This is a genomic window from Pseudomonas sp. P110(2024) (assembly GCF_057480795.1).
The window spans coordinates 112,689-131,927 of record NZ_JBLIYT010000007.1; the positions used below are offsets into that span (position 1 = coordinate 112,689).

The 19,239-nt window shown below is 61.7% G+C and carries 16 protein-coding genes; 2 read left to right on the forward strand and 14 right to left on the reverse strand.

The genetic code is table 11. The features are described 5' to 3' along the window. Positions 1 to 95 precede the first annotated feature (95 nt). From htpG to AC25ND_RS12850, 3 genes are all read right to left on the reverse strand, one after another. Complete coding sequence (htpG, locus tag AC25ND_RS12840; protein WP_028690467.1) at positions 96 to 2,003, reverse strand: molecular chaperone HtpG; 1,908 nt, start codon at positions 2,001 to 2,003, stop codon at positions 96 to 98. Positions 2,004 to 2,096: 93 nt separating this feature from the next. Next, complete coding sequence (locus tag AC25ND_RS12845; RefSeq protein ID WP_088852915.1) at positions 2,097 to 2,555, reverse strand: PaaI family thioesterase; 459 nt, start codon at positions 2,553 to 2,555, stop codon at positions 2,097 to 2,099. Further along, positions 2,552 to 3,028 (reverse strand): PaaI family thioesterase, encoded by a 477-nt coding sequence (locus AC25ND_RS12850; RefSeq protein WP_088852916.1) that lies wholly within the window; start codon positions 3,026 to 3,028, stop codon positions 2,552 to 2,554. The genes AC25ND_RS12845 and AC25ND_RS12850 overlap by 4 nt, the downstream gene beginning before the upstream one ends. A 136-nt stretch (positions 3,029 to 3,164) precedes the next feature. Between AC25ND_RS12850 and AC25ND_RS12855 the strand changes: the two genes are divergently transcribed. Next, the gene (locus tag AC25ND_RS12855) at positions 3,165 to 3,440 is read left to right on the forward strand and encodes a hypothetical protein (RefSeq protein WP_028690464.1); all 276 of its coding nucleotides are present in this window, start codon (positions 3,165 to 3,167) and stop codon (positions 3,438 to 3,440) included. Between the two features lie 66 nt (positions 3,441 to 3,506). Here the strand turns inward: AC25ND_RS12855 and AC25ND_RS12860 are convergent, their stop codons facing one another. The 11 genes from AC25ND_RS12860 to sdhC all read right to left on the reverse strand — a co-directional run bounded on the left by AC25ND_RS12860 (position 3,507) and on the right by sdhC (position 17,557). Then, on the reverse strand, positions 3,507 to 4,256 hold the full coding sequence (locus AC25ND_RS12860; protein ID WP_028690463.1) for a DUF599 domain-containing protein: 750 nt from the start codon (positions 4,254 to 4,256) through the stop codon (positions 3,507 to 3,509). A 192-nt stretch (positions 4,257 to 4,448) separates the two neighbouring features. After that, positions 4,449 to 5,762: a branched-chain amino acid transport system II carrier protein gene (brnQ, locus tag AC25ND_RS12865; protein ID WP_028690462.1), complete on the reverse strand. Its 1,314-nt coding sequence runs from the start codon at positions 5,760 to 5,762 to the stop codon at positions 4,449 to 4,451. A gap of 452 nt (positions 5,763 to 6,214) precedes the next feature. After that, positions 6,215 to 7,099: a succinate--CoA ligase subunit alpha gene (sucD, locus tag AC25ND_RS12870; RefSeq protein WP_004376004.1), complete on the reverse strand. Its 885-nt coding sequence runs from the start codon at positions 7,097 to 7,099 to the stop codon at positions 6,215 to 6,217. Continuing rightward, on the reverse strand, positions 7,099 to 8,265 hold the full coding sequence (gene sucC / locus AC25ND_RS12875; RefSeq protein WP_003254205.1) for an ADP-forming succinate--CoA ligase subunit beta: 1,167 nt from the start codon (positions 8,263 to 8,265) through the stop codon (positions 7,099 to 7,101). The genes sucD and sucC overlap by 1 nt, the downstream gene beginning before the upstream one ends. Before the next feature lie 172 nt (positions 8,266 to 8,437). Then, the gene (gene lpdA / locus AC25ND_RS12880) at positions 8,438 to 9,874 is read right to left on the reverse strand and encodes a dihydrolipoyl dehydrogenase (protein ID WP_028690460.1); all 1,437 of its coding nucleotides are present in this window, start codon (positions 9,872 to 9,874) and stop codon (positions 8,438 to 8,440) included. Between the two features lie 96 nt (positions 9,875 to 9,970). Further along, a complete protein-coding gene (gene odhB / locus AC25ND_RS12885) occupies positions 9,971 to 11,197 on the reverse strand; it encodes a 2-oxoglutarate dehydrogenase complex dihydrolipoyllysine-residue succinyltransferase (RefSeq protein ID WP_486976379.1) in 1,227 nt (408 codons plus the stop codon). Between the two features lie 42 nt (positions 11,198 to 11,239). Next, entirely contained in the window at positions 11,240 to 14,071 is a 2,832-nt protein-coding gene (locus AC25ND_RS12890; protein WP_028690458.1) for a 2-oxoglutarate dehydrogenase E1 component, read from the reverse strand. A 245-nt stretch (positions 14,072 to 14,316) separates the two neighbouring features. Next, positions 14,317 to 15,021, reverse strand: coding sequence for a succinate dehydrogenase iron-sulfur subunit (locus tag AC25ND_RS12895; RefSeq protein WP_028690457.1), 705 nt, complete (start codon positions 15,019 to 15,021; stop codon positions 14,317 to 14,319). Between the two features lie 11 nt (positions 15,022 to 15,032). Continuing rightward, positions 15,033 to 16,805, reverse strand: coding sequence for a succinate dehydrogenase flavoprotein subunit (gene sdhA, locus AC25ND_RS12900; RefSeq protein ID WP_028690456.1), 1,773 nt, complete (start codon positions 16,803 to 16,805; stop codon positions 15,033 to 15,035). A gap of 3 nt (positions 16,806 to 16,808) precedes the next feature. Then, complete coding sequence (gene sdhD, locus AC25ND_RS12905; protein WP_028690455.1) at positions 16,809 to 17,177, reverse strand: succinate dehydrogenase, hydrophobic membrane anchor protein; 369 nt, start codon at positions 17,175 to 17,177, stop codon at positions 16,809 to 16,811. Further along, positions 17,171 to 17,557 carry a succinate dehydrogenase, cytochrome b556 subunit gene (sdhC, locus tag AC25ND_RS12910; protein WP_088852917.1) on the reverse strand — a complete coding sequence of 129 codons (387 nt, stop codon included), beginning with the start codon at positions 17,555 to 17,557 and terminating at the stop codon, positions 17,171 to 17,173. Before sdhC ends, sdhD begins: the two co-directional genes overlap by 7 nt. A 352-nt stretch (positions 17,558 to 17,909) precedes the next feature. On the opposite strand from sdhC, the gene gltA reads away from it, so the two are divergent. Next, positions 17,910 to 19,199 carry a citrate synthase gene (gltA, locus tag AC25ND_RS12915; RefSeq protein ID WP_028690453.1) on the forward strand — a complete coding sequence of 430 codons (1,290 nt, stop codon included), beginning with the start codon at positions 17,910 to 17,912 and terminating at the stop codon, positions 19,197 to 19,199. Positions 19,200 to 19,239 lie beyond the last annotated feature (40 nt).

Genomic DNA, 19,239 nt, shown 5'->3' on the forward strand with positions numbered 1-19,239 from the left:
GCTTCACGGGTCAGCACATGATAGATGCATTCCCAGCGCCCCCCATTCTCACCAGAAAGAAAAAGCCCGCCGAAGCGGGCTTTGTCTGCGTCAGATCAAGCGGACAGCTCGACCAGCAGCTTGTTGAGGCGACGCACATAGGCCGCCGGGTCCTTCAGGCTGTCGCCGGCCGCCAGGGCCGCCTGGTCGAACAGGATGTGCGAAAGCTCGGCAAAGCGGTCTTCGCTCTGCTCGCCATCGAGCTTCTCGATCAGCGGGTGGGTCGGGTTGAACTCGAAGATCGGCTTGGACTCGGGCACCTTCTGCCCGCTGGCTTCGAGGATCTGGCGCATTTGCAGGCCCAGGTCCTGCTCACCGATGGCCAGGATCGCCGGCGAATCGGTCAGGCGGTGCGAGACACGCACTTCGGCCACGCTGTCACCCAGCGCGCCCTTGAGGCGCTCGACCAGGCCTTCTTTGTCCTTGGCGACTTCTTCCTGGGCCTTCTTGTCCTCTTCGGAATCCAGCTTGCCCAGGTCCAGGTCGCCACGGGCGACGTCGACGAAGGCCTTGCCATCGAACTCGCTGAGGTAGCTCATCAGCCACTCGTCGATGCGGTCGGTCAGCAGCAGCACTTCGATGCCTTTCTTGCGGAAGACCTCCAGGTGCGGGCTGTTCTTGACCTGGGCGTAGGATTCGCCGGTCAGGAAGTAGATCTTGTCCTGGCCTTCCTTGGCGCGGGCCAGGTAGTCGGCCAGGGCAACGCTCTGCTCGCCGCTGTCGTCGTGGGTGGAGGCGAAGCGCAGCAGGCCTGCGATCTTCTCCTTGTTGGCGAAGTCCTCGGCCGGGCCTTCCTTCAGCACCTGGCCGAAGTTCTTCCAGAAGCCTTTGTACTGCTCGGGCTCGTTCTTCGCCAGCTTCTCCAGCATGTCCAGCACGCGCTTGGTCAGCGCGGTCTTCATCGAATCGATGATCGGATCCTTCTGCAGGATCTCGCGGGAAACGTTCAGCGACAGGTCGTTGGAGTCGACCACACCCTTGATGAAGCGCAGGTACAGCGGCAGGAACGACTCGGCCTGGTCCATGATGAACACGCGCTGCACGTACAGCTTCAGACCGCGTGGCGCTTCGCGCTGGTACAGGTCGAACGGTGCGCGGGCCGGCACGTACAGCAGCGAGTTGTACTCGAGCTTGCCTTCGACCTTGTTGTGGCTCCAGGCCAGCGGGTTCTCGAAGTCATGGCCGATGTGCTTGTAGAACTCCTGGTACTCCTCATCCTTGACCTCGGTGCGCGAACGGGTCCACAGGGCGCTGGCGCGGTTGACGGTTTCCCACTCCTGGGCCGGCTGCTCTTCGCCTTCGGCAGCCGCTGGTTGCTCTTTCGGCAGCTCGATCGGCAGGGCGATGTGATCGGAGTACTTCTTGACGATGTTGCGCAAGCGCCAGCCATCGGCGAACTCGTCCTCGCCCTTCTTCAGGTGCAGGACGATACGGGTGCCGCGCTGCGGCTTGTCGACGGTGGCGACCTCGAACTCCCCCTCGCCCCTGGACGACCAGTGCACGCCTTCGGCGGCCGGCAGACCGGCGCGACGGCTGAACACGTCGACCTTGTCGGCGACGATGAACGCGGAATAGAAGCCCACGCCGAACTGACCGATCAGGTGCGAGTCCTTCTTCTGGTCACCGGTGAGGTTCTTCATGAAGTCGGCGGTGCCGGACTTGGCGATGGTGCCCAGGTGGGCGATGACGTCTTCGCGGCTCATGCCGATGCCGTTGTCCTCGAGGGTCACGGTATTGGCGTCTTTGTCGAAGCTCAGGCGGATTTTCAGCTCGGCGTCGCCTTCGAGCAGCTCAGGCTTGGCCAGGGCCTCGAAACGCAGCTTGTCGGCGGCGTCGGAAGCGTTGGAGATCAGCTCGCGCAGGAAGATCTCCTTGTTCGAATACAGGGAATGGATCATGAGGTGCAGCAGCTGCTTTACCTCGGTCTGGAAGCCCAGGGTTTCTTTTTGAGTCTCCACACTCATGGTCTTCAAACTCCAATCTGTTGGTTGTTGACGCCTGGCGGCCGTCGGGCCTGCTTTTGATGGCGGATGTCCAGCAGATGGGGGCACCCCTGACTATTTCAAGGGCTTTTCCGGTTCGATCTTGAAATGCGCGCGCGCCGTGGCGATCGGCGTGTCGCGATCGCCCTGCCAGGCGGTGATGGCGACGTTGGTCACCCGCCGCCCCTGGCGCCATAGCTGGCACTGGGCGTAGGTGTCGCGAAAATGCCCGGCGCGCAGGTAATCGATGGAGAAATCGATGATCTTCGGGATGCTCGCGCTCTCACTGTAGATCAACAGGTAGAGTGCCGCGGACAGCTCCATGAAGCCGGCAATCACGCCACCATGGATCGCCGGTAACAACGGGTTGCCGATGTTGTCAGGATTGGCCGGCAGGCGGAACAGCAGGTCGTCGCCGTGGCGCTCGCATTCGATGCCGATCAACCCGGCATACGGGATCAATGCCAGCAATGGCTGGTAATCGCCGCGAGCATGGGCCCGGTTCAACTGTTGACGGATATCGGCGGGGATCACGCGCGGCCCTCCTTGAGGCTGTTGCCGAAGCGAATGCCGCCCTTGACGTCCTGCCCCAGGCGCATGAAGGTGCCGACCACCTGGCAGATCGGCTGCGCGGGGTCGTCCTGGTAGGCAGTGCCGCGGGTGAAAATGACATCGCGGGTCACCCGGTAGCACTGGGCATGGCCGAAGATGTCCTTGCCGGCCTCGGCCGGGTGCATGTAGTCGATGCGCAGGTCCAGGGTCGGGCACACCTCGAAACGCGGCAACGCGCAGAGCGTGGCCATGCCGCAGGTGGTGTCCATCAGCGTGGTCAGCACCCCGCCGTGCACCGCGCCGTTCTGCGGGTTGCCGACAATGGCCGGTGACCAGGGCAGCACCAGCGTCATGCCGTCGGCGTCGGCGTGGTGCACGCGCATCTGCAATACCTGGCAATGTTTCAACGCCGAGAGAAAACGCTCGGCCATCGCCATCAATGGCATCTCGTTCATTGTCCCTCGCTTCATAAAATAGATAAAAAGTCCATATAGGTCGGGCAGTTATATATCTGTAACCTTTGTGGAACTTCTTCGCAGACGATGAACTCGAAGGTACACGTAAAGTTATTCCACCCAGGAGAAACACCCCATGCGTAAACCTTTTGCTTTTGCTCTGATGCTGGCCGCTGCCATGGGCCTGGCTGCTTGCGATAAAGCGAGCGAAGACAAAGCCCAGGACGCACAGCAACACGCCGAGCAAGCCCAGGAAAAGATGGGCGAAGCTCAGGATAAGATGAACGAAGCCGCCAAGGAAAACGCCGAAGCCGCCAAAGATCAGGCCGAAGCGCAGCAGAAGGCCGCCGAGGAGGCCGCGCCCTCCACCCCAGCGCCGACCACTGCGCCTGCCGAGCCTGCCAAGCAGTAATCGCGCCATACAAAAAAACCCGACAATGTCGGGTTTTTTTGTATCTACCGCTTACGCTAAAAGGTTTCAGCCAGCAATACCGGAAGCGTCCTTGCCCGGCTCTACCGACACACTTTCCGTCGGTGTGAACACCATCACTTCCAGTACGTGGGAATGGAACTCGCGGCGATACAGGATGAATACAACGCCGACACTCATGACCATGAACAACCAAGGGCTGATGAACCAACTCAGCATGGCCATGCCGAAGTAGTACGAACGCAATCCCAGGTTGAACTGGTTGGCGGCCAACGACAGTACGCGTGCGGCTCGAGAGGCGAAGGCCTTGCGCTCGAGTTCGTTGACCAGGCGCTCGCCGATCATCGGCGCCGAACCCACCAACACAGCGGCGAAGTTGTATTGGCGCATGCACCAGCTGAAGGTGAAGAAGGCGTAGACGAACACCATCGCCAGGCACAGCAACTTGATTTCCGACATCCCTTGCGAGGCCTGCTGCACCAATGGCAGGTCGGCCAGCAGCGACAGCGCGCGATCCGACGCTCCGAGCACGGTGAGGATACCGGCGAGGATGATCAAGGTACTGGAGGCGAAGAACGACGCGTTGCGCTCCAGGTTGCCGATCACGCTGGCATCGGCGATTCGGTTGTCGCGCAGCAGCATGCGGCGCATCCAGTCTTCGCGGTACAGGTGCAGCACGCTGGCCAGGCACGCCGTGTCGCGGCCTTTCCAGATGGCGTAGCGGGTGTAGCCGCCCCAGCAGATGGCGAACCAGCAGGCGGCAAGGAGGTTGCCCAGGTTGTTTTGGATGAAGCTCATGCAGCAGTCCCGTCAAAGAGAAACAGACCGGTTTTCGACGCCCGGATTCGGCAAAAGACACGCCCTCGCCACGATAGCGTCGGTACAGCCGACAAAAAACCCCGCGCCTTTCGGCAGCGGGGTTTCGATATCCACCATCGGCAAGCGCCCTTCAGCTTGTGGCCAGCGCCCTGCCCTTGAGGTTTCAATCCATCAGGCCAGCGCCTCGCGCGGCTTGCCCAGCATGCGATCGCAGACCACGGCGGCGGCCAGAGTGACCACCGAAGGCACCAGCCAGGCCATGCCTTCGTTGCTGAACGGCAGGTGAGCCAGGGCGTCAGGCAGTACGTGGGCAAAGCTGCTGCCCTTGATCGCGTCGACAACGCCGAACACCAGCGACACCAGCATGACCGGGGCCAGGATACGGGTCGGCGAATTCCACAGGTCTTTCACAAAGCTCAGGCCCACGACCACGATGCACGGCGGGTAGATCGCCGTCAGCACGGGAATCGAGAACATGATCAGCTTGGTCAGACCCAGGTTGGAGATCAGCAGCGAGAAGCCGGCCAGGATTACCACAAGGGCACGGTACGACAGCGGCAGGATCTGGCTGAAGTACTCGGCGCAGGCGCAGGTCAGGCCAACGGCGGTCACCAGACAGGCCAGTGCGATCAACACGGCGAGGAAGCCGCTGCCCAACGAACCAAAGGTGTGCTGCACGTAGGCATGCAGGACCATCGCGCCGTTGGTGGCGTCGGCGGCGATGTCATGGCTGCCCGCGCCAAGGCGGAACAGGCTGACGTACACCAGCACCAGGCCGACACCGGCAATCAGGCCGGCGATGATGGCATAACGGGTGATCAGCTTCGGCGACTCGACGCCACGCGAGCGGATGGCGTTGACGATGACGATACCGAAAACCAGGGCGCCCAGGGTGTCCATGGTCAGGTAGCCATCGGAGAACCCTTTGGAGAACGCGGCGGCGGCATAGGCAGGCTGGGCCTCGCCAATGGTGCCAGCCGGCAGGGCGAAGGCCGCGATGCCCAGCACTGCCAGGGCGATGATCTTCAATGGCGCGAGGAAACGGCCCACGGTGTCGAGCAGCTTGCCCGGATACATGGACACGGCCAGTACCACGGCGAAGTACACGATGCTGTAGATAAGCAGCGCCGTCGGGCTCTCGCCGGTCAACGGCGCAACGCCCACTTCGAACGACACGGTCGCGGTACGCGGGGTGGCGAACAGCGGACCGACCGAGAGGTAGCACACGGCCGCCAGCAGGCCGCCGAAGAACTTGCCGATCGGGCTGCTCAGGGCATCCATGCCGCCACCGACCTTGGCCAGCGCGACCACGGTGATGACCGGTAGGCCCACGGCGGTGACCAGGAAGCCGAGTGCGGCCATCCACACGTTCGGACCGGACTGCAGGCCGACGATGGGCGGGAAGATGATGTTGCCGGCGCCGACGAACAGCGCGAACGTCATAAAGCCAAGCGCCAGGATATCCTGGCCTTTTAACACTTTCATTTAAGGAAATACCACACTGCTGAAATCGGGAGTCGGAGGGGATTTCCCACAGGATGAAGGGAAATGCTGCCCGGCTTGGTGAGCCAGACCCGTTTAGCGTGTCGTTCCCTTTTGGGGTACGGGCACAGAGTGAACGCGTAGCCTACCTGTTTTGCCTGACAAACGCACTGGCACAGTGCTGCTTGTCCGATGTGCGTATGTGTTTGTCGTCTGGTTGAACGTGTTCGGCGACAATTTATTGCGGATTTGAGTGGATGTCTGGTTGAAAATCCTGATTGAGGTGATCGAGTTTTCCTAGCCTTTACTGAGCACGTGCGGGAGCGGCCTTGCCGACCGGTCCGACGCCTCGGCAAGGCCGCTCCCACAAAAACGCGATCGCGGATGACTCGAATAAAAACGACAAAGGCCACCCGAAGGTGGCCTTTGTGCGCGTGGGGGGTACTGCGTGTTACTTACTTCTTGACTTCCCAGCCAGTCAGCTCGGCCAGGGCCTTGCCGATGTCAGCCAGGGAACGCACGGTTTTCACACCGGCGTCCTGCAGGGCGGCGAACTTCTCGTCCGCAGTGCCCTTGCCACCGGAGATGATGGCGCCAGCGTGGCCCATGCGCTTGCCCGCAGGTGCGGTAACACCGGCGATGTAAGAGACAACAGGCTTGGTCACGTTGGCCTTGATGTAGGCCGCGGCTTCTTCTTCAGCGGAACCGCCGATCTCACCGATCATGACGATCGCTTCGGTCTTCGGGTCTTCCTGGAACAGCTTCAGGATGTCGATGAAGTTGGAGCCCGGGATCGGGTCACCGCCGATGCCGACGCAGGTCGACTGGCCGAAGCCGGCGTCGGTGGTCTGCTTCACAGCTTCGTAGGTCAGGGTACCGGAACGCGAAACGATACCGACCTTGCCTGGCAAGTGGATGTGGCCTGGCATGATGCCGATCTTGCACTCGCCCGGGGTGATGACACCTGGGCAGTTAGGGCCGATCAGGGTCACGCCCAGCTCGTCGCACTTGACCTTGGCGTCCAGCATGTCGAGGGTAGGAATACCCTCGGTGATGCAGACGATCAGCTTGATGCCACCGAAGGCGGCTTCCAGGATCGAGTCCTTGCAGAAAGGAGCCGGTACGTAGATGACCGACGCGTCAGCGCCGGTGGCTTCCACGGCTTCTTTCACGGTGTTGAACACCGGCAGGCCCAGGTGGGTGGTGCCACCCTTGCCCGGAGTGACGCCGCCGACCATCTTGGTGCCGTAGGCGATGGCTTGTTCGGAGTGGAAAGTACCCTGCGAGCCGGTGAAGCCCTGGCAGATGACTTTGGTGTCTTTATTGATCAGGACGCTCATTACTTGCCCTCCGCAGCTTTGACAACTTGTTGAGCAGCGTCGGTCAGGCTGGTTGCCGCAATGATGTTCAAACCGCTTTCTGCCAGTACTTTAGCGCCCAGTTCGGCGTTGTTGCCTTCGAGGCGAACGACAACCGGAACCTTGACGCCGACTTCTTTCACAGCGCCGATGATGCCTTCGGCAATCATGTCGCAGCGAACGATGCCGCCGAAGATGTTGACCAGAACGGCCGCGACATTGCTGTCGGACAGAATGATCTTGAACGCTTCGGTAACGCGCTCCTTGGTAGCGCCGCCGCCCACGTCGAGGAAGTTGGCTGGCTTGCCACCGTGCAGGTTGACGATGTCCATGGTACCCATGGCCAGGCCGGCACCGTTGACCATGCAGCCGATGTTGCCTTCGAGGGCAACGTAGTTCAGTTCGAACTTGGCGGCGTGGGCTTCACGGGCGTCGTCCTGCGACGGGTCGTGGAAGGTCTTCAGCTTCGGCTGACGGTACATGGCGTTGGCGTCGATGTTGATCTTGGCATCGAGGCAGTGCAGGTCGCCGTCGGCCTTGATCACCAGCGGGTTCACTTCCAGCAGGGCCAGATCGTGATCCTTGAACAGCTTGGCCAGGCCTACGAAGATCTTGGCGAACTGTTGGACTTGCTTGCCTTCCAGACCCAGCTGGAACGCCAGTTCACGACCCTGGAACGGCTGAGCGCCGACCAGCGGATCGATGGTGGCCTTGAGGATCTTCTCAGGAGTCTCGTGAGCGACTTTCTCGATGTCCACGCCACCTTCGGTGGAGGCCATGAACACGATGCGACGGCTCGAACGATCGACTACAGCGCCCAGGTACAGCTCTTTGGCGATGTCAGTGCAGGATTCGACCAGGATCTTGGAAACTGGCTGACCGTTGGCGTCGGTCTGGTAGGTGACCAGGTTCTTGCCCAGCCACTGAGCAGCGAAGGCCTTGGCGTCTTCCTTGCTGCGAACCAGCTTGACGCCGCCCGCCTTGCCGCGACCACCGGCGTGGACCTGGGCTTTGACGACCCACTCGTTCCCGCCGATCTTGTCGCAGGCTTCTGCAGCTTGCTCAGGGGTATCGACAGCGAAACCCTTGGAAACTGGCAGGCCGTACTCAGCGAACAGCTGCTTACCCTGATACTCGTGAAGATTCATGCTTTTTACCGTCTTCGTTAGGTACTGCGCTTCGGCGCTGCGCCATTAATGGCGCCGCACCACCTGTGACCGTTGACCCCGGGTTTTCCCGTGTGATCCGGTCCGGCGGACGTTCCGCGGTGAGTCTTGCACGCAAGACCCACGACGGGCAGCCCGCCGTGGTTTCTTATAATTAACGCTTCTTACGGTTGGCGACGTGAATGGCACCGCCATTCACCGCCAGCGCTGCTTCATGCAACGCTTCGGACAGGGTCGGATGGCTGAAGACCATCATGCCCAGGTCCTCGGCACTGGTGCCGAATTCCATTGCGATCGCGCCTTGCTGAACCAGCTCGGCAGCCGAAGGGCCGATCACGTGAACGCCCAGTACGCGGTCGGTCTTGGCATCGGCGATGACCTTGACGAAACCACCGGTGTCGTTGGCCGCCATCGCACGGCCGCTGGCCGCGAACGGGAAGGTGCCCACGTTAACCTCAACGCCTTCGGCTTTCAACGCCTGTTCGGTCTTGCCGACCCACGCGATTTCCGGGTGGGTGTAGATGACCGACGGGATCAGGTCGTAGTTCATCTGGGCCTTGTGGCCCTTGATGCGCTCAACGACCATGATGCCCTCTTCCGAGGCCTTGTGCGCCAGCATCATGCCGCGTACCACGTCACCGATGGCGTAGACGCCCGGAACGCTGGTGGCGCAGTGATCGTCGACGAAGATGTAGCCACGCTCGTCGATGGTCACGCCGCTGTCGGCGGCCAGCAGGTCGGTGGTCACCGGACGACGGCCGACTGCGACGATCAGCTTGTCGAAGGTGATCTTCTGCTCGCCTTCGGCGTTGGTGTAGGTGACTTCGACTTCGTTGCCGTTGACTTTCGAGCCGGTGACGCGAGCGCCCAGCTTGATGTCCAGGCCTTGCTTGGTCAGGGTCTTCTGGGCTTCTTTCGACACGGCGGTGTCGGCAGCCATCAGGAAGGTGTCCAGGGCTTCCAGGACGGTGACTTCGGCACCCAGGCGAGCCCATACCGAGCCCAGCTCCAGACCGATCACGCCGGCACCGATGACGCCCAGGCGCTTCGGTACGCTCTGGAATTCCAGGGCGCCGGTGGAATCGACGATGACGTTCTGGTCGACCGGAGCCGGCGGAATGTCGATCGGACGCGAACCGGAGGCCAGGATCACGTTCTCGGCCTCGATGACTTCGGTGGTGCCGTCAGCCTTGGTGACTTCGACTTTCTTGCCGGCCAGCAGCTTGCCGTGGCCCTGGATCGAAGTGACGCCATTGGCCTTGAACAGGGTGGCGACGCCACCGGTCAGGTTCTTGACGATGCCGGCCTTGCGGCCAACCATCGCGGCAACGTCCATCTTCACTTCGCCAGTGGAGATACCGTGCACGTTGAAGCTCTCTTTGGCTTCCTTGTACTTCCAGGAGCTGTCCAGCAGCGCCTTGGACGGAATGCAACCCACGTTCAGGCAGGTGCCGCCCAGGGCCAGCTTGCCCTCGGCGTCGGTGTATTTCTCGATACAGGCAGTCTTCAGACCGAGTTGGGCAGCCTTGATGGCGGCAACATAGCCGCCAGGACCTGCACCAATCACCACTACGTCGAATTTCTGGGTCATAAAAGATTCCTTTTTAGCTTCAAGCGGCAAGCTGCAAGCTGCAAGACCCGCGCGCTTCGACTTGAAGCTTGCGGCTTGCGGCTTGCAGCTGCGCGATTAGATGTCCAGCAGCAGGCGAGACGGATCTTCCAGCAGGTTCTTGATGGTCACCAGGAAGGTTACCGCTTCCTTGCCGTCGATCAGGCGGTGGTCGTAGGACAGCGCCAGGTACATCATCGGGCGGATCACCACCTGGCCGTTGATGGCCATCGGGCGCTGGATGATGTTGTGCATGCCCAGGATCGCGGCCTGCGGCGGGTTGACGATCGGGGTCGACATCATCGAGCCGAAGGTACCACCGTTGGTGATGGTGAAGGTACCGCCGGTCATCTCTTCGATCGACAGTTTGCCGTCACGGGCTTTCTTGCCGAAGGTGGCGATGCCGTTCTCGATTTCAGCCAGGCTCATCGATTCGGCGTTGCGCAGTACCGGTACCACCAGGCCACGGTCGCTGGAAACAGCGACGCCGACGTCGGCATAACCGTGGTAGACGATGTCGTTGCCGTCGATCGAGGCGTTGACTGCCGGGAAGCGCTTCAGCGCCTCGGTGGCGGCCTTGACGAAGAACGACATGAAGCCCAGGCGCACGCCGTTGTGGGTCTTCTCGAACAGGTCCTTGTACTTCGAACGCAGGGCCATGACTTCGGTCATGTCGACTTCGTTGAAGGTGGTCAGCATGGCCATGCTCGACTGGGCTTCGACCAGACGCTCGGCGATCTTGGCGCGCAGACGGGTCATCGGCACACGCTTCTCGGTGCGGTCGCCAGCGGCGACGACGACCGGGGCAGCGGCAGCAGCGGCCGGCTTGACAGCCGGTGCGGCGGCAGGGGCCGACTTCTTGTTGGCGACGGCGGCGACGACGTCTTCCTTGGTGATGCGACCGCCCTTGCCGGTGCCGGCAACGGTAGCCAGGTCGATGCCGTTCTCTTCAGCCAGCTTGCGCGCGGCTGGCGCGGCGACCGGGTCGTCTTCGCCAGCGTCGGCGGCAGCGGCGGCCGGTGCGGCGGCAGGCGCAGCAGCAGCGGCCGGAGCAGCGGCGCCAGCGCCACCTTCAACGATCGAGCCCAGCACTTCGTCGGACAGGACGGTGTCGCCCTCGCCCTTGACGATGGCGCCCAGCACGCCGTCGGCGGTGGCCAGGACTTCCAGGACGACCTTGTCGGTCTCGATGTCGACGATCAGCTCGTCACGCTTGACGGCGTCGCCCGGCTGCTTGTGCCAGGTGGCAACGGTGCCATCGGCAACCGATTCCGGGAAGGTTGGGGCTTTGATCTCGATAGCCATTATCTGTGTTTCCTTAAATTCGGTTTCAGGTGCGCGAAGGCGTTAGACAGTGAAGGCGTCTTGCAGCAGTTTTTCCTGCTGTTCGGCGTGCTTCGATGCGTAACCACAGGCTGGCGCGGCGGAAGCGTCGCGACCGGCGTATTCCAGGACCAGCGCCTTGTTGTGGCGGCCCAGGATACGGCGCATGTGGTGCTGGCTGCTGTACCAGGCGCCCTGGTTCATCGGCTCTTCCTGACACCACACTGCGTGCTTGAGGTTGGTGTAAGGCGCGAGAATTTCGACCAGGTCGTCCTCAGGGAACGGATACAGCTGCTCGATACGCACGATGGCAATATCTTCGCGGCCTTCGGCACGGCGTTTTTCCAGCAGGTCGTAGTAGACCTTGCCACCGCACAGGACCAGGCGCTCGACCTTGGCAGGATCCAGGGTGTCGATTTCCGGGATCACGGTCTGGAACGAGCCATCGGCCAGGTCTTCCAGGGTCGAGATGGCCAGCTTGTGGCGCAGCAGCGACTTGGGCGTCAGCACGATCAGCGGCTTGCGCAGCGGACGGATGACCTGGCGACGCAGCAGGTGGTAGATCTGTGCCGGGGTGGTCGGTACGCAGACCTGGATGTTGTGCTCTGCGCACAGCTGCAGGTAACGCTCCAGACGCGCGGAGGAGTGCTCCGGACCCTGGCCTTCATAGCCGTGCGGCAGCAGCATGGTCAGACCGCACAGGCGGCCCCACTTGTGCTCGCCGCTGGTGATGAACTGGTCGATCACAACTTGCGCACCGTTGGCGAAGTCGCCGAACTGGGCTTCCCAGATCACCAGCGCGTTCGGCGTGGTGGTCGAGTAGCCGTATTCGAAGGCCAGCACGGCTTCTTCCGAGAGGAAGGAGTCGTACAGCTCGAAGCGCGGCTGGCCCGGGAACAGGTTCTTCAGCGGCACGTAGGTGCTGGCGTCCTTCTGGTTGTGCAGCACCGCGTGACGGTGCGAGAAGGTGCCACGGCCGATGTCCTGGCCGGTCATGCGGATCGGGTGACCTTCGAACTGCAGGGTGGCGTAGGCCATGGTCTCTGCATAACCCCAGTTGATCGGCAAGCCACCGGCCTGCATCTTCTGGCGATCTTCGTAGATCTTCGCGACCTGGCGCTGAACGACGAAACCTTCAGGCAGCTCGAGCAGCTTGGCCGACAGCTCCTGCAGGGTCTTGAGGTCGAAGCGGGTGTCGTGACGCGCGGTCCAGGCATGACCCAGGTACGGACGCCAGTCGACGAACAGCTCGCGGTTCGGCTCCTTGACCAGGCTCTTGACCACGTGCAGGCCGTTGTCCAGGGCGTTGCGGTACTCGTCGATCTTGGCCTGGGCGCGTTCGGCATCGATGCGACCGGCGCTGATCAGTTGCTCGGCGTACAGCTCACGGGTGGTGCGCTGTTTGCTGATCTGCTGGTACATCAAAGGCTGGGTGCCGTTCGGCTCGTCGGCCTCGTTGTGGCCGCGACGACGGTAGCAGACCAGGTCGATGACCACGTCACGCTTGAACTGCATGCGGTAGTCGATGGCCAGCTGGGTGACGAACATCACCGCTTCCGGATCGTCGCCGTTCACGTGCAGGATCGGCGCCTGGATCATCTTGGCAACGTCGGTGGCGTACTCGGTGGAGCGCGCGTCCAGCGGGTTGCTGATGGTGAAACCGACCTGGTTGTTGATCACGATGTGCACGGTGCCGCCGGTCTTGAAACCGCGGGTCTGCGACATCTGGAAGGTTTCCATGACCACACCCTGGCCGGCGAACGCTGCGTCACCGTGGATGGAGATCGGCAGAACCTTGTCGCCAACGGTGTCGTTGCGGCGATCCTGGCGGGCGCGAACCGAACCTTCCACCACTGGCGAGACGATTTCCAGGTGGGAGGGGTTGAACGCCATGGCCAGGTGGACTTCGCCACCGGGGGTCATCACGTTGGAGGAGAAGCCCTGGTGATACTTCACGTCACCGGAGCCCAGCTCGTTCATCTTCTTGCCTTCGAACTCGTCGAACAGCTCGCGCGGGTTCTTGCCGAAGGTGTTGACGAGCACGTTCAGACGGCCACGGTGGGCCATGCCGATCACGACTTCCTTGGTGCCGTAGGAACCGGAGCGCTGGATCATTTCGTCCAGCATCGGAATCAGGCTTTCGCCACCTTCGAGGCCGAAGCGCTTGGTGCCCGGGTACTTGGTGCCCAGGTACTTCTCCAGGCCCTCACCGGCCGTGACGCGCTCGAGCAGGTGAGCCTGCACGTCGGCGGAGAATTCCGGACGGCCACGCACGCTTTCCAGGCGCTGCTGGAACCAGCTGCGCTGCTCGGAATCGACGATGTGGGTGAACTCGGCGCCAATGGTGCGACAATATGTCTTCTGCAGCGCTTCGAAAATTTCGCGTAGGCTCGCTTCCTCTTTGCCGATGAACAGGTCGCCGGCACGGAAGGTCGTATCAAGATCGGCATTGGTCAAGCCGTAGTGATTGATCGACAGGTCTACGGGCGCAGGACGCTGCCACAACCCCAACGGGTCGAGCTTGGCAGCCTGATGGCCGCGCATACGATAGGCCTGGATCAGTCGCAGCACTTCAACCTGCTTCTTCTCGTGTTCACTGCTCACGCTCCCGGCGGATACCGGTTGGGCGCGGCGCTGGTTCTTTGCCAGCAGTACGAAATGGTCGCGGATCGTCGAGTGCGATACATCGGTAGCGGTGCTGCCGTCGGCGGGCAACTTCTGGAAGTAAGTGCGCCACTCTTCTGGCACAGCGTTAGGGTCGTGCAGGTAGAGCTCATAAAGCTCTTCCACATATGCAGCGTTACCACCTGAAAGGTGGGCGCTATCCCACATGCGCTGCATCACGCTTTCTTGCATGCTTGGTCACCCTCGGTTAGGGGACTGATCGGCGAGAGCCACAGCAAACCTGGAAAAGTCCGAACACAGCGACTGAACCACGCCACCTGGATCCTGCTGATTTTCCGGGTACCAGCCCGGAAGCCCCTGCTGGTCTCATATCTTCATAGGTAATGAGCGCGGGCTTTGTGGGCCCTTGCTCGGGTTTTACCTCGGTGCGGGCTCACCACCCGCACCTCGGCTTACTGCAGGTACAACGCTTTGAATCAGGTACCGCTTTGCAGCAGCATGTTACGTACGTGACCAATTGCCTTGGTCGGGTTCAGACCTTTCGGGCAAACGTTCACGCAGTTCATGATCCCGCGGCAGCGGAACACGCTGAACGGGTCATCCAGGGACGCCAGGCGTTCCTGAGTCTTGGTGTCGCGGCTGTCGGCCAGGAAACGGTAGGCCTGCAGCAGTGCGGCGGGGCCCAGGAACTTGTCCGGGTTCCACCAGAACGACGGGCAGGAAGTCGAGCAGCAGGCGCACAGGATGCACTCGTACAGACCGTCCAGCTTGTCGCGATCTTCCGGCGACTGCAGGCGCTCGATGGCCGGGGCCGGGGTGTCGTTCTGCAGGAACGGCTTCACCTTCTCGTACTGCTTGTAGAAGATGCTCATATCGACGACCAGGTCACGGATAACCGGCAGGCCTGGCAGCGGACGCAGGACCAACTTGTTACCTTTAACGACAGCAGACAGCGGCGTGATGCACGCCAGGCCGTTCTTGCCGTTGATGTTCATGCCGTCGGAACCGCACACGCCTTCACGGCAGGAGCGACGGTACGAGAAGCCCTCGTCCTGCTCCTTGATCAGCGCCAGCACGTCCAGGACCATCAGATCCTTGCCACCGGTGTCGACCTGGAAGGTCTGCATCTTCGGCGCCGAATCGGTGTCCGGGTTGTAACGATAAACTTCGACTTGCAACATAGCGGCCACCCTTAGTAAGTCCGGACTTTCGGTTCGAAGGCAGGAACTGTCTTCGGCGCAAAGTTGACGCCACGCTTGGCGACGCGCTTCTCACCCGGGTAGTACAGGGTGTGGCACAGCCAGTTCTCGTCGTCACGGTCTTCGAAGTCTTCACGGGCGTGCGCGCCGCGGGACTCTTTACGGGCTTCAGCGGCAATGGCGGTCGCTTCGGCGACTTCCAGCAGGTTCTGCAGCTCCAGCGCTTCGATACGCGCGGTGTTGAAGGCCTGGGACTTGTCGTTGATCTTGACGTTGGCGATGCGGTCACGCAGGCCAGCCAGCTGCTCGATACCCTTCTGCATGTACTCGCCGGTACGGAACACACCGAAGTAGTTCTGCATGCAGCTTTGCAGTTCACGTTTGAGGCTGGCGACGTCTTCGCCGGTGGTGCGCTCGTTGAGCTTGCTCAGGCGGTTCAGGGCAACGTCGATGTCGGTGTCGCTGGCATCGCGGTACTCGACGCCGTCGCTGAGCGCCTTTTCCAGGTGCAGGCCGGCGGCGCGACCGAAGACCACCAGGTCGAGCAGCGAGTTGCCGCCCAGGCGGTTGGCGCCGTGGACCGATACGCACGCCACTTCACCTACGGCGAACAGGCCCGGAATGATGTGGTCGTTGCCTTCGGCGTCCATGGTGATGGCCTGGCCATGAATGTTGGTGGCAACGCCGCCCATCATGTAGTGGCAGGTCGGGATGACCGGCACCGGCGCGACCACCGGGTCGACGTGGGCGAAGGTCTTGGACAGTTCGCAGATGCCTGGCAGGCGGCTGTGCAGCACTTCCTCGCCCAGGTGGTCCAGCTTCAGCAGTACGTGGTCCTTGTTCGGGCCCACGCCGTTGCCGGCGATGATCTCTTTGACCATGGAACGGGCGACCACGTCGCGGCCAGCCAGGTCCTTCGCGTTCGGCGCGTAACGCTCCATGAAGCGCTCGCCGTGGGCGTTGATCAGGTAGCCACCCTCACCGCGGCAACCTTCAGTGACCAGTACACCGGCGCCGGCGATGCCGGTCGGGTGGAACTGCCACATCTCGATGTCCTGCACCGGCACGCCGGCACGCAGGGCCATGCCGACACCGTCACCGGTGTTGATCAGGGCGTTGGTGGTGGAGGCGTAGATACGACCTGCACCGCCAGTGGCCAATACGGTGGCCTTGGACTTGATGTACATGGTTTCGCCGGTTTCGATGCAGATCGCGATCACACCGACGAAAGCGCCGTCCTGGTTCTTCACCAGGTCGACGGCGTAGTACTCGTTGAGGAAGGTGGTGCCTGCTTTCAGGTTGCCCTGGTACAGGGTGTGCAGCAGCGCGTGACCGGTACGGTCGGAAGCGGCGCAGGTACGGGCGGCCTGGCCACCTTTACCGAAGTCCTTGGACTGGCCACCGAACGGACGCTGGTAGATGCGGCCGGTCTCGGTACGCGAGAACGGCAGGCCCATGTGGTCCAGCTCGAAGACCGCGGCCGGGCCTTCCTGACACATGTACTCGATCGCGTCCTGGTCACCGATGTAGTCGGAGCCCTTGACGGTGTCGTACATGTGCCAGCGCCAGTCGTCGTTCGGATCGGCCGAAGCGATGGCGCAGGTGATGCCGCCCTGGGCGGAAACGGTGTGCGAACGGGTCGGGAACACCTTGGTGACTACGGCAGTCTTGTGGCCGCCTTGAGCCAGCTGCAGCGCTGCGCGCATGCCAGCGCCGCCGCCACCAATGATGATGGCGTCGAAGGAAATCGTAGGAATGTTAGCCATGAATCAGATACCCCAGAGAATCTGCACACCCCAGACGAAGTAAGCGAACATCGCTACGCCGCATACCGCCTGGAACAGGAAACGAATCGCAGTCGCCGACTTGCCGAAGGACATCGGCGTCAGGTAGTCGGTGGCAATGGTCCACATGCCGACCCAGGCGTGAGCGCCCAGGGCAACGAGGGCCAGCAGACTGAAGATGCGCATCGCGTTGTTGGAGAACAGAGCGTGCCACTGGGCGTAGTCGATGCCCGGGTGGGCAGCGAGGTAGCCGATCAGGAAGATGAAGTAAGCCGCGAGAACGACCGCCGAGACGCGCTGCGCCATCCAGTCGTAGAGGCCCGAACGCGACAGGTTCGTGACGTTAGTTACCATACCCAAACTCCTGCCAGAACGATCAGCACCACGGAGATGACGATCACGATTTTCGAGCCCAGCTTGCCGCCTTCCAGCGTCTCGCCGATGCCCATGTCCATGATCAGGTGGCGCACACCTGCCACGAGGTGATACAGCAGGCCGGACAGCAGGCCCCAGGTCACCAGTTTGGCCAGCGGACTGGTCAGACACGCCTTCACCTCGGCAAAGCCTTCCTCGCCACCCAGCGACTTGCTCAATGCGTACAGCATGATGGCAAGGCCGAGGAACAGGATGACGCCGGAGATACGGTGAAGAATGGACGTGTACGCGGTGATCGGGAGTTTGATGGTCCTTAGGTCTAGGTTTACAGGTCGTTGGCTTTTCACGGCTTTTTTCACACTGAAGAGCCCCTAGCTAACAGGGCAAAGTTGTTGGTAAGTGTACTGGTCAGGTACCCACCACCCAGGAGAGCGACGACACCCAGCAGGGCGGGCTTGAAAGCCCCTGGGAGTCGGCTGCCGAGTATAGACAGTTAGGCTGCTTATGACAACGTGAGGGGCTCGCCCAAATAGCGCATTGCCTTTAGTGAACAAAAGGCGTAAACGGGCGAGAATTTCGTGAAAAACCAGGCCTCAGAGGGCGTTTCAACCAGCCTTTAGGCAAATTGACATTCGAATTTATCCCTCTATAGTGGTGCGGGCCCTGCGTGGGGGGTCTGTCTGATGATTTCAAGCATTAATAGGAGGCCACATGGCTGACAAAAAAGCGCAGTTGATCATCGAGGGCGCTGCCCCCGTCGAGCTGCCCATTTTAACCGGCACCGTTGGTCCCGATGTTATCGACGTCCGCGGGTTGGGGGCATCCGGCCACTTCACCTTCGACCCCGGCTTCATGGCGACCGCCTCGTGCGAGTCGAAGATCACCTATATCGACGGCGACAAGGGTGTCCTGCTGCACCGCGGCTACCCGATCGAACAGCTCGCCGAACAATCGGACTACCTCGAGACCTGCTACCTGCTGCTCAACGGCGAACTGCCGAATGCCGAGCAGAAGGCCCAGTTCGTCAGCACCGTGAAGAACCACACCATGGTTCACGAGCAACTGAAGTCGTTCTTCAACGGCTTCCGTCGCGATGCCCACCCGATGGCGGTGATGTGCGGCGTGGTCGGTGCCCTGTCGGCGTTCTATCACGACTCGCTGGACATCAATAACCCGCAGCACCGCGAAATCTCCGCGGTTCGCCTGGTCGCCAAGATGCCGACCCTGGCCGCGATGGTCTACAAGTACTCCATGGGCCAGCCCATGATGTACCCGCGCAACGACTTGTCGTACGCGGAGAACTTCCTGCACATGATGTTCAACACCCCGTGCGAGATCAAACCGATCAGCCCGGTGCTGGCCAAGGCGATGGACCGGATCTTCATCCTCCACGCCGACCACGAGCAGAACGCCTCCACCTCCACCGTGCGCCTGGCGGGCTCCTCGGGCGCCAACCCGTTCGCCTGTATCGCCGCCGGCATTGCCGCGCTGTGGGGCCCGGCCCACGGTGGCGCGAACGAAGCCGTACTGACCATGCTCGATGAAATCGGCGATGTTTCGAACATCGACAAATTCATCGCCAAGGCCAAGGACAAGAACGATCCGTTCAAGCTCATGGGCTTCGGTCACCGCGTGTACAAGAACCGCGACCCGCGCGCCACCGTGATGAAGAAGACCTGCGACGAAGTCCTGGGCGAGCTGGGCATCAAGAACGACCCGCAGCTTGAACTGGCCATGCGCCTGGAAGAGATCGCCCTCACCGATCCTTACTTCATCGAGCGCTCGCTGTACCCGAACGTCGACTTCTACTCGGGCATCATCCTCAAGGCCATCGGCATCCCAACCAGCATGTTCACCGTGATCTTCGCCCTGGCACGTACCGTGGGCTGGATCTCGCACTGGAAGGAAATGCTCTCCGGCCCGTACAAGATTGGCCGCCCGCGCCAGCTGTACACCGGCTACGAGCAGCGTGACATCGTTGAGCTGAAGGACCGCAAGTAAGCCTGTCGGCTGAACGCAAAAAGGCTGCCCTCGGGCAGCC

Coding starts and splice junctions, on each gene's coding strand:
- AC25ND_RS12895 (WP_028690457.1), bottom strand. CDS start 15,021: ATGTTGCAAGTCGAAGTTTATCGTTACAACCCGGACACCGATTCGGCG.
- AC25ND_RS12855 (WP_028690464.1), top strand. CDS start 3,165: ATGCGTAAACCTTTTGCTTTTGCTCTGATGCTGGCCGCTGCCATGGGC.
- sdhD (WP_028690455.1), bottom strand. CDS start 17,177: ATGGTAACTAACGTCACGAACCTGTCGCGTTCGGGCCTCTACGACTGG.
- gltA (WP_028690453.1), top strand. CDS start 17,910: ATGGCTGACAAAAAAGCGCAGTTGATCATCGAGGGCGCTGCCCCCGTC.
- lpdA (WP_028690460.1), bottom strand. CDS start 9,874: ATGACCCAGAAATTCGACGTAGTGGTGATTGGTGCAGGTCCTGGCGGC.
- sucC (WP_003254205.1), bottom strand. CDS start 8,265: ATGAATCTTCACGAGTATCAGGGTAAGCAGCTGTTCGCTGAGTACGGC.
- AC25ND_RS12860 (WP_028690463.1), bottom strand. CDS start 4,256: ATGAGCTTCATCCAAAACAACCTGGGCAACCTCCTTGCCGCCTGCTGG.
- sucD (WP_004376004.1), bottom strand. CDS start 7,099: ATGAGCGTCCTGATCAATAAAGACACCAAAGTCATCTGCCAGGGCTTC.
- brnQ (WP_028690462.1), bottom strand. CDS start 5,762: ATGAAAGTGTTAAAAGGCCAGGATATCCTGGCGCTTGGCTTTATGACG.
- AC25ND_RS12890 (WP_028690458.1), bottom strand. CDS start 14,071: ATGCAAGAAAGCGTGATGCAGCGCATGTGGGATAGCGCCCACCTTTCA.
- AC25ND_RS12850 (WP_088852916.1), bottom strand. CDS start 3,028: ATGAACGAGATGCCATTGATGGCGATGGCCGAGCGTTTTCTCTCGGCG.
- odhB (WP_486976379.1), bottom strand. CDS start 11,197: ATGGCTATCGAGATCAAAGCCCCAACCTTCCCGGAATCGGTTGCCGAT.
- sdhA (WP_028690456.1), bottom strand. CDS start 16,805: ATGGCTAACATTCCTACGATTTCCTTCGACGCCATCATCATTGGTGGC.
- htpG (WP_028690467.1), bottom strand. CDS start 2,003: ATGAGTGTGGAGACTCAAAAAGAAACCCTGGGCTTCCAGACCGAGGTA.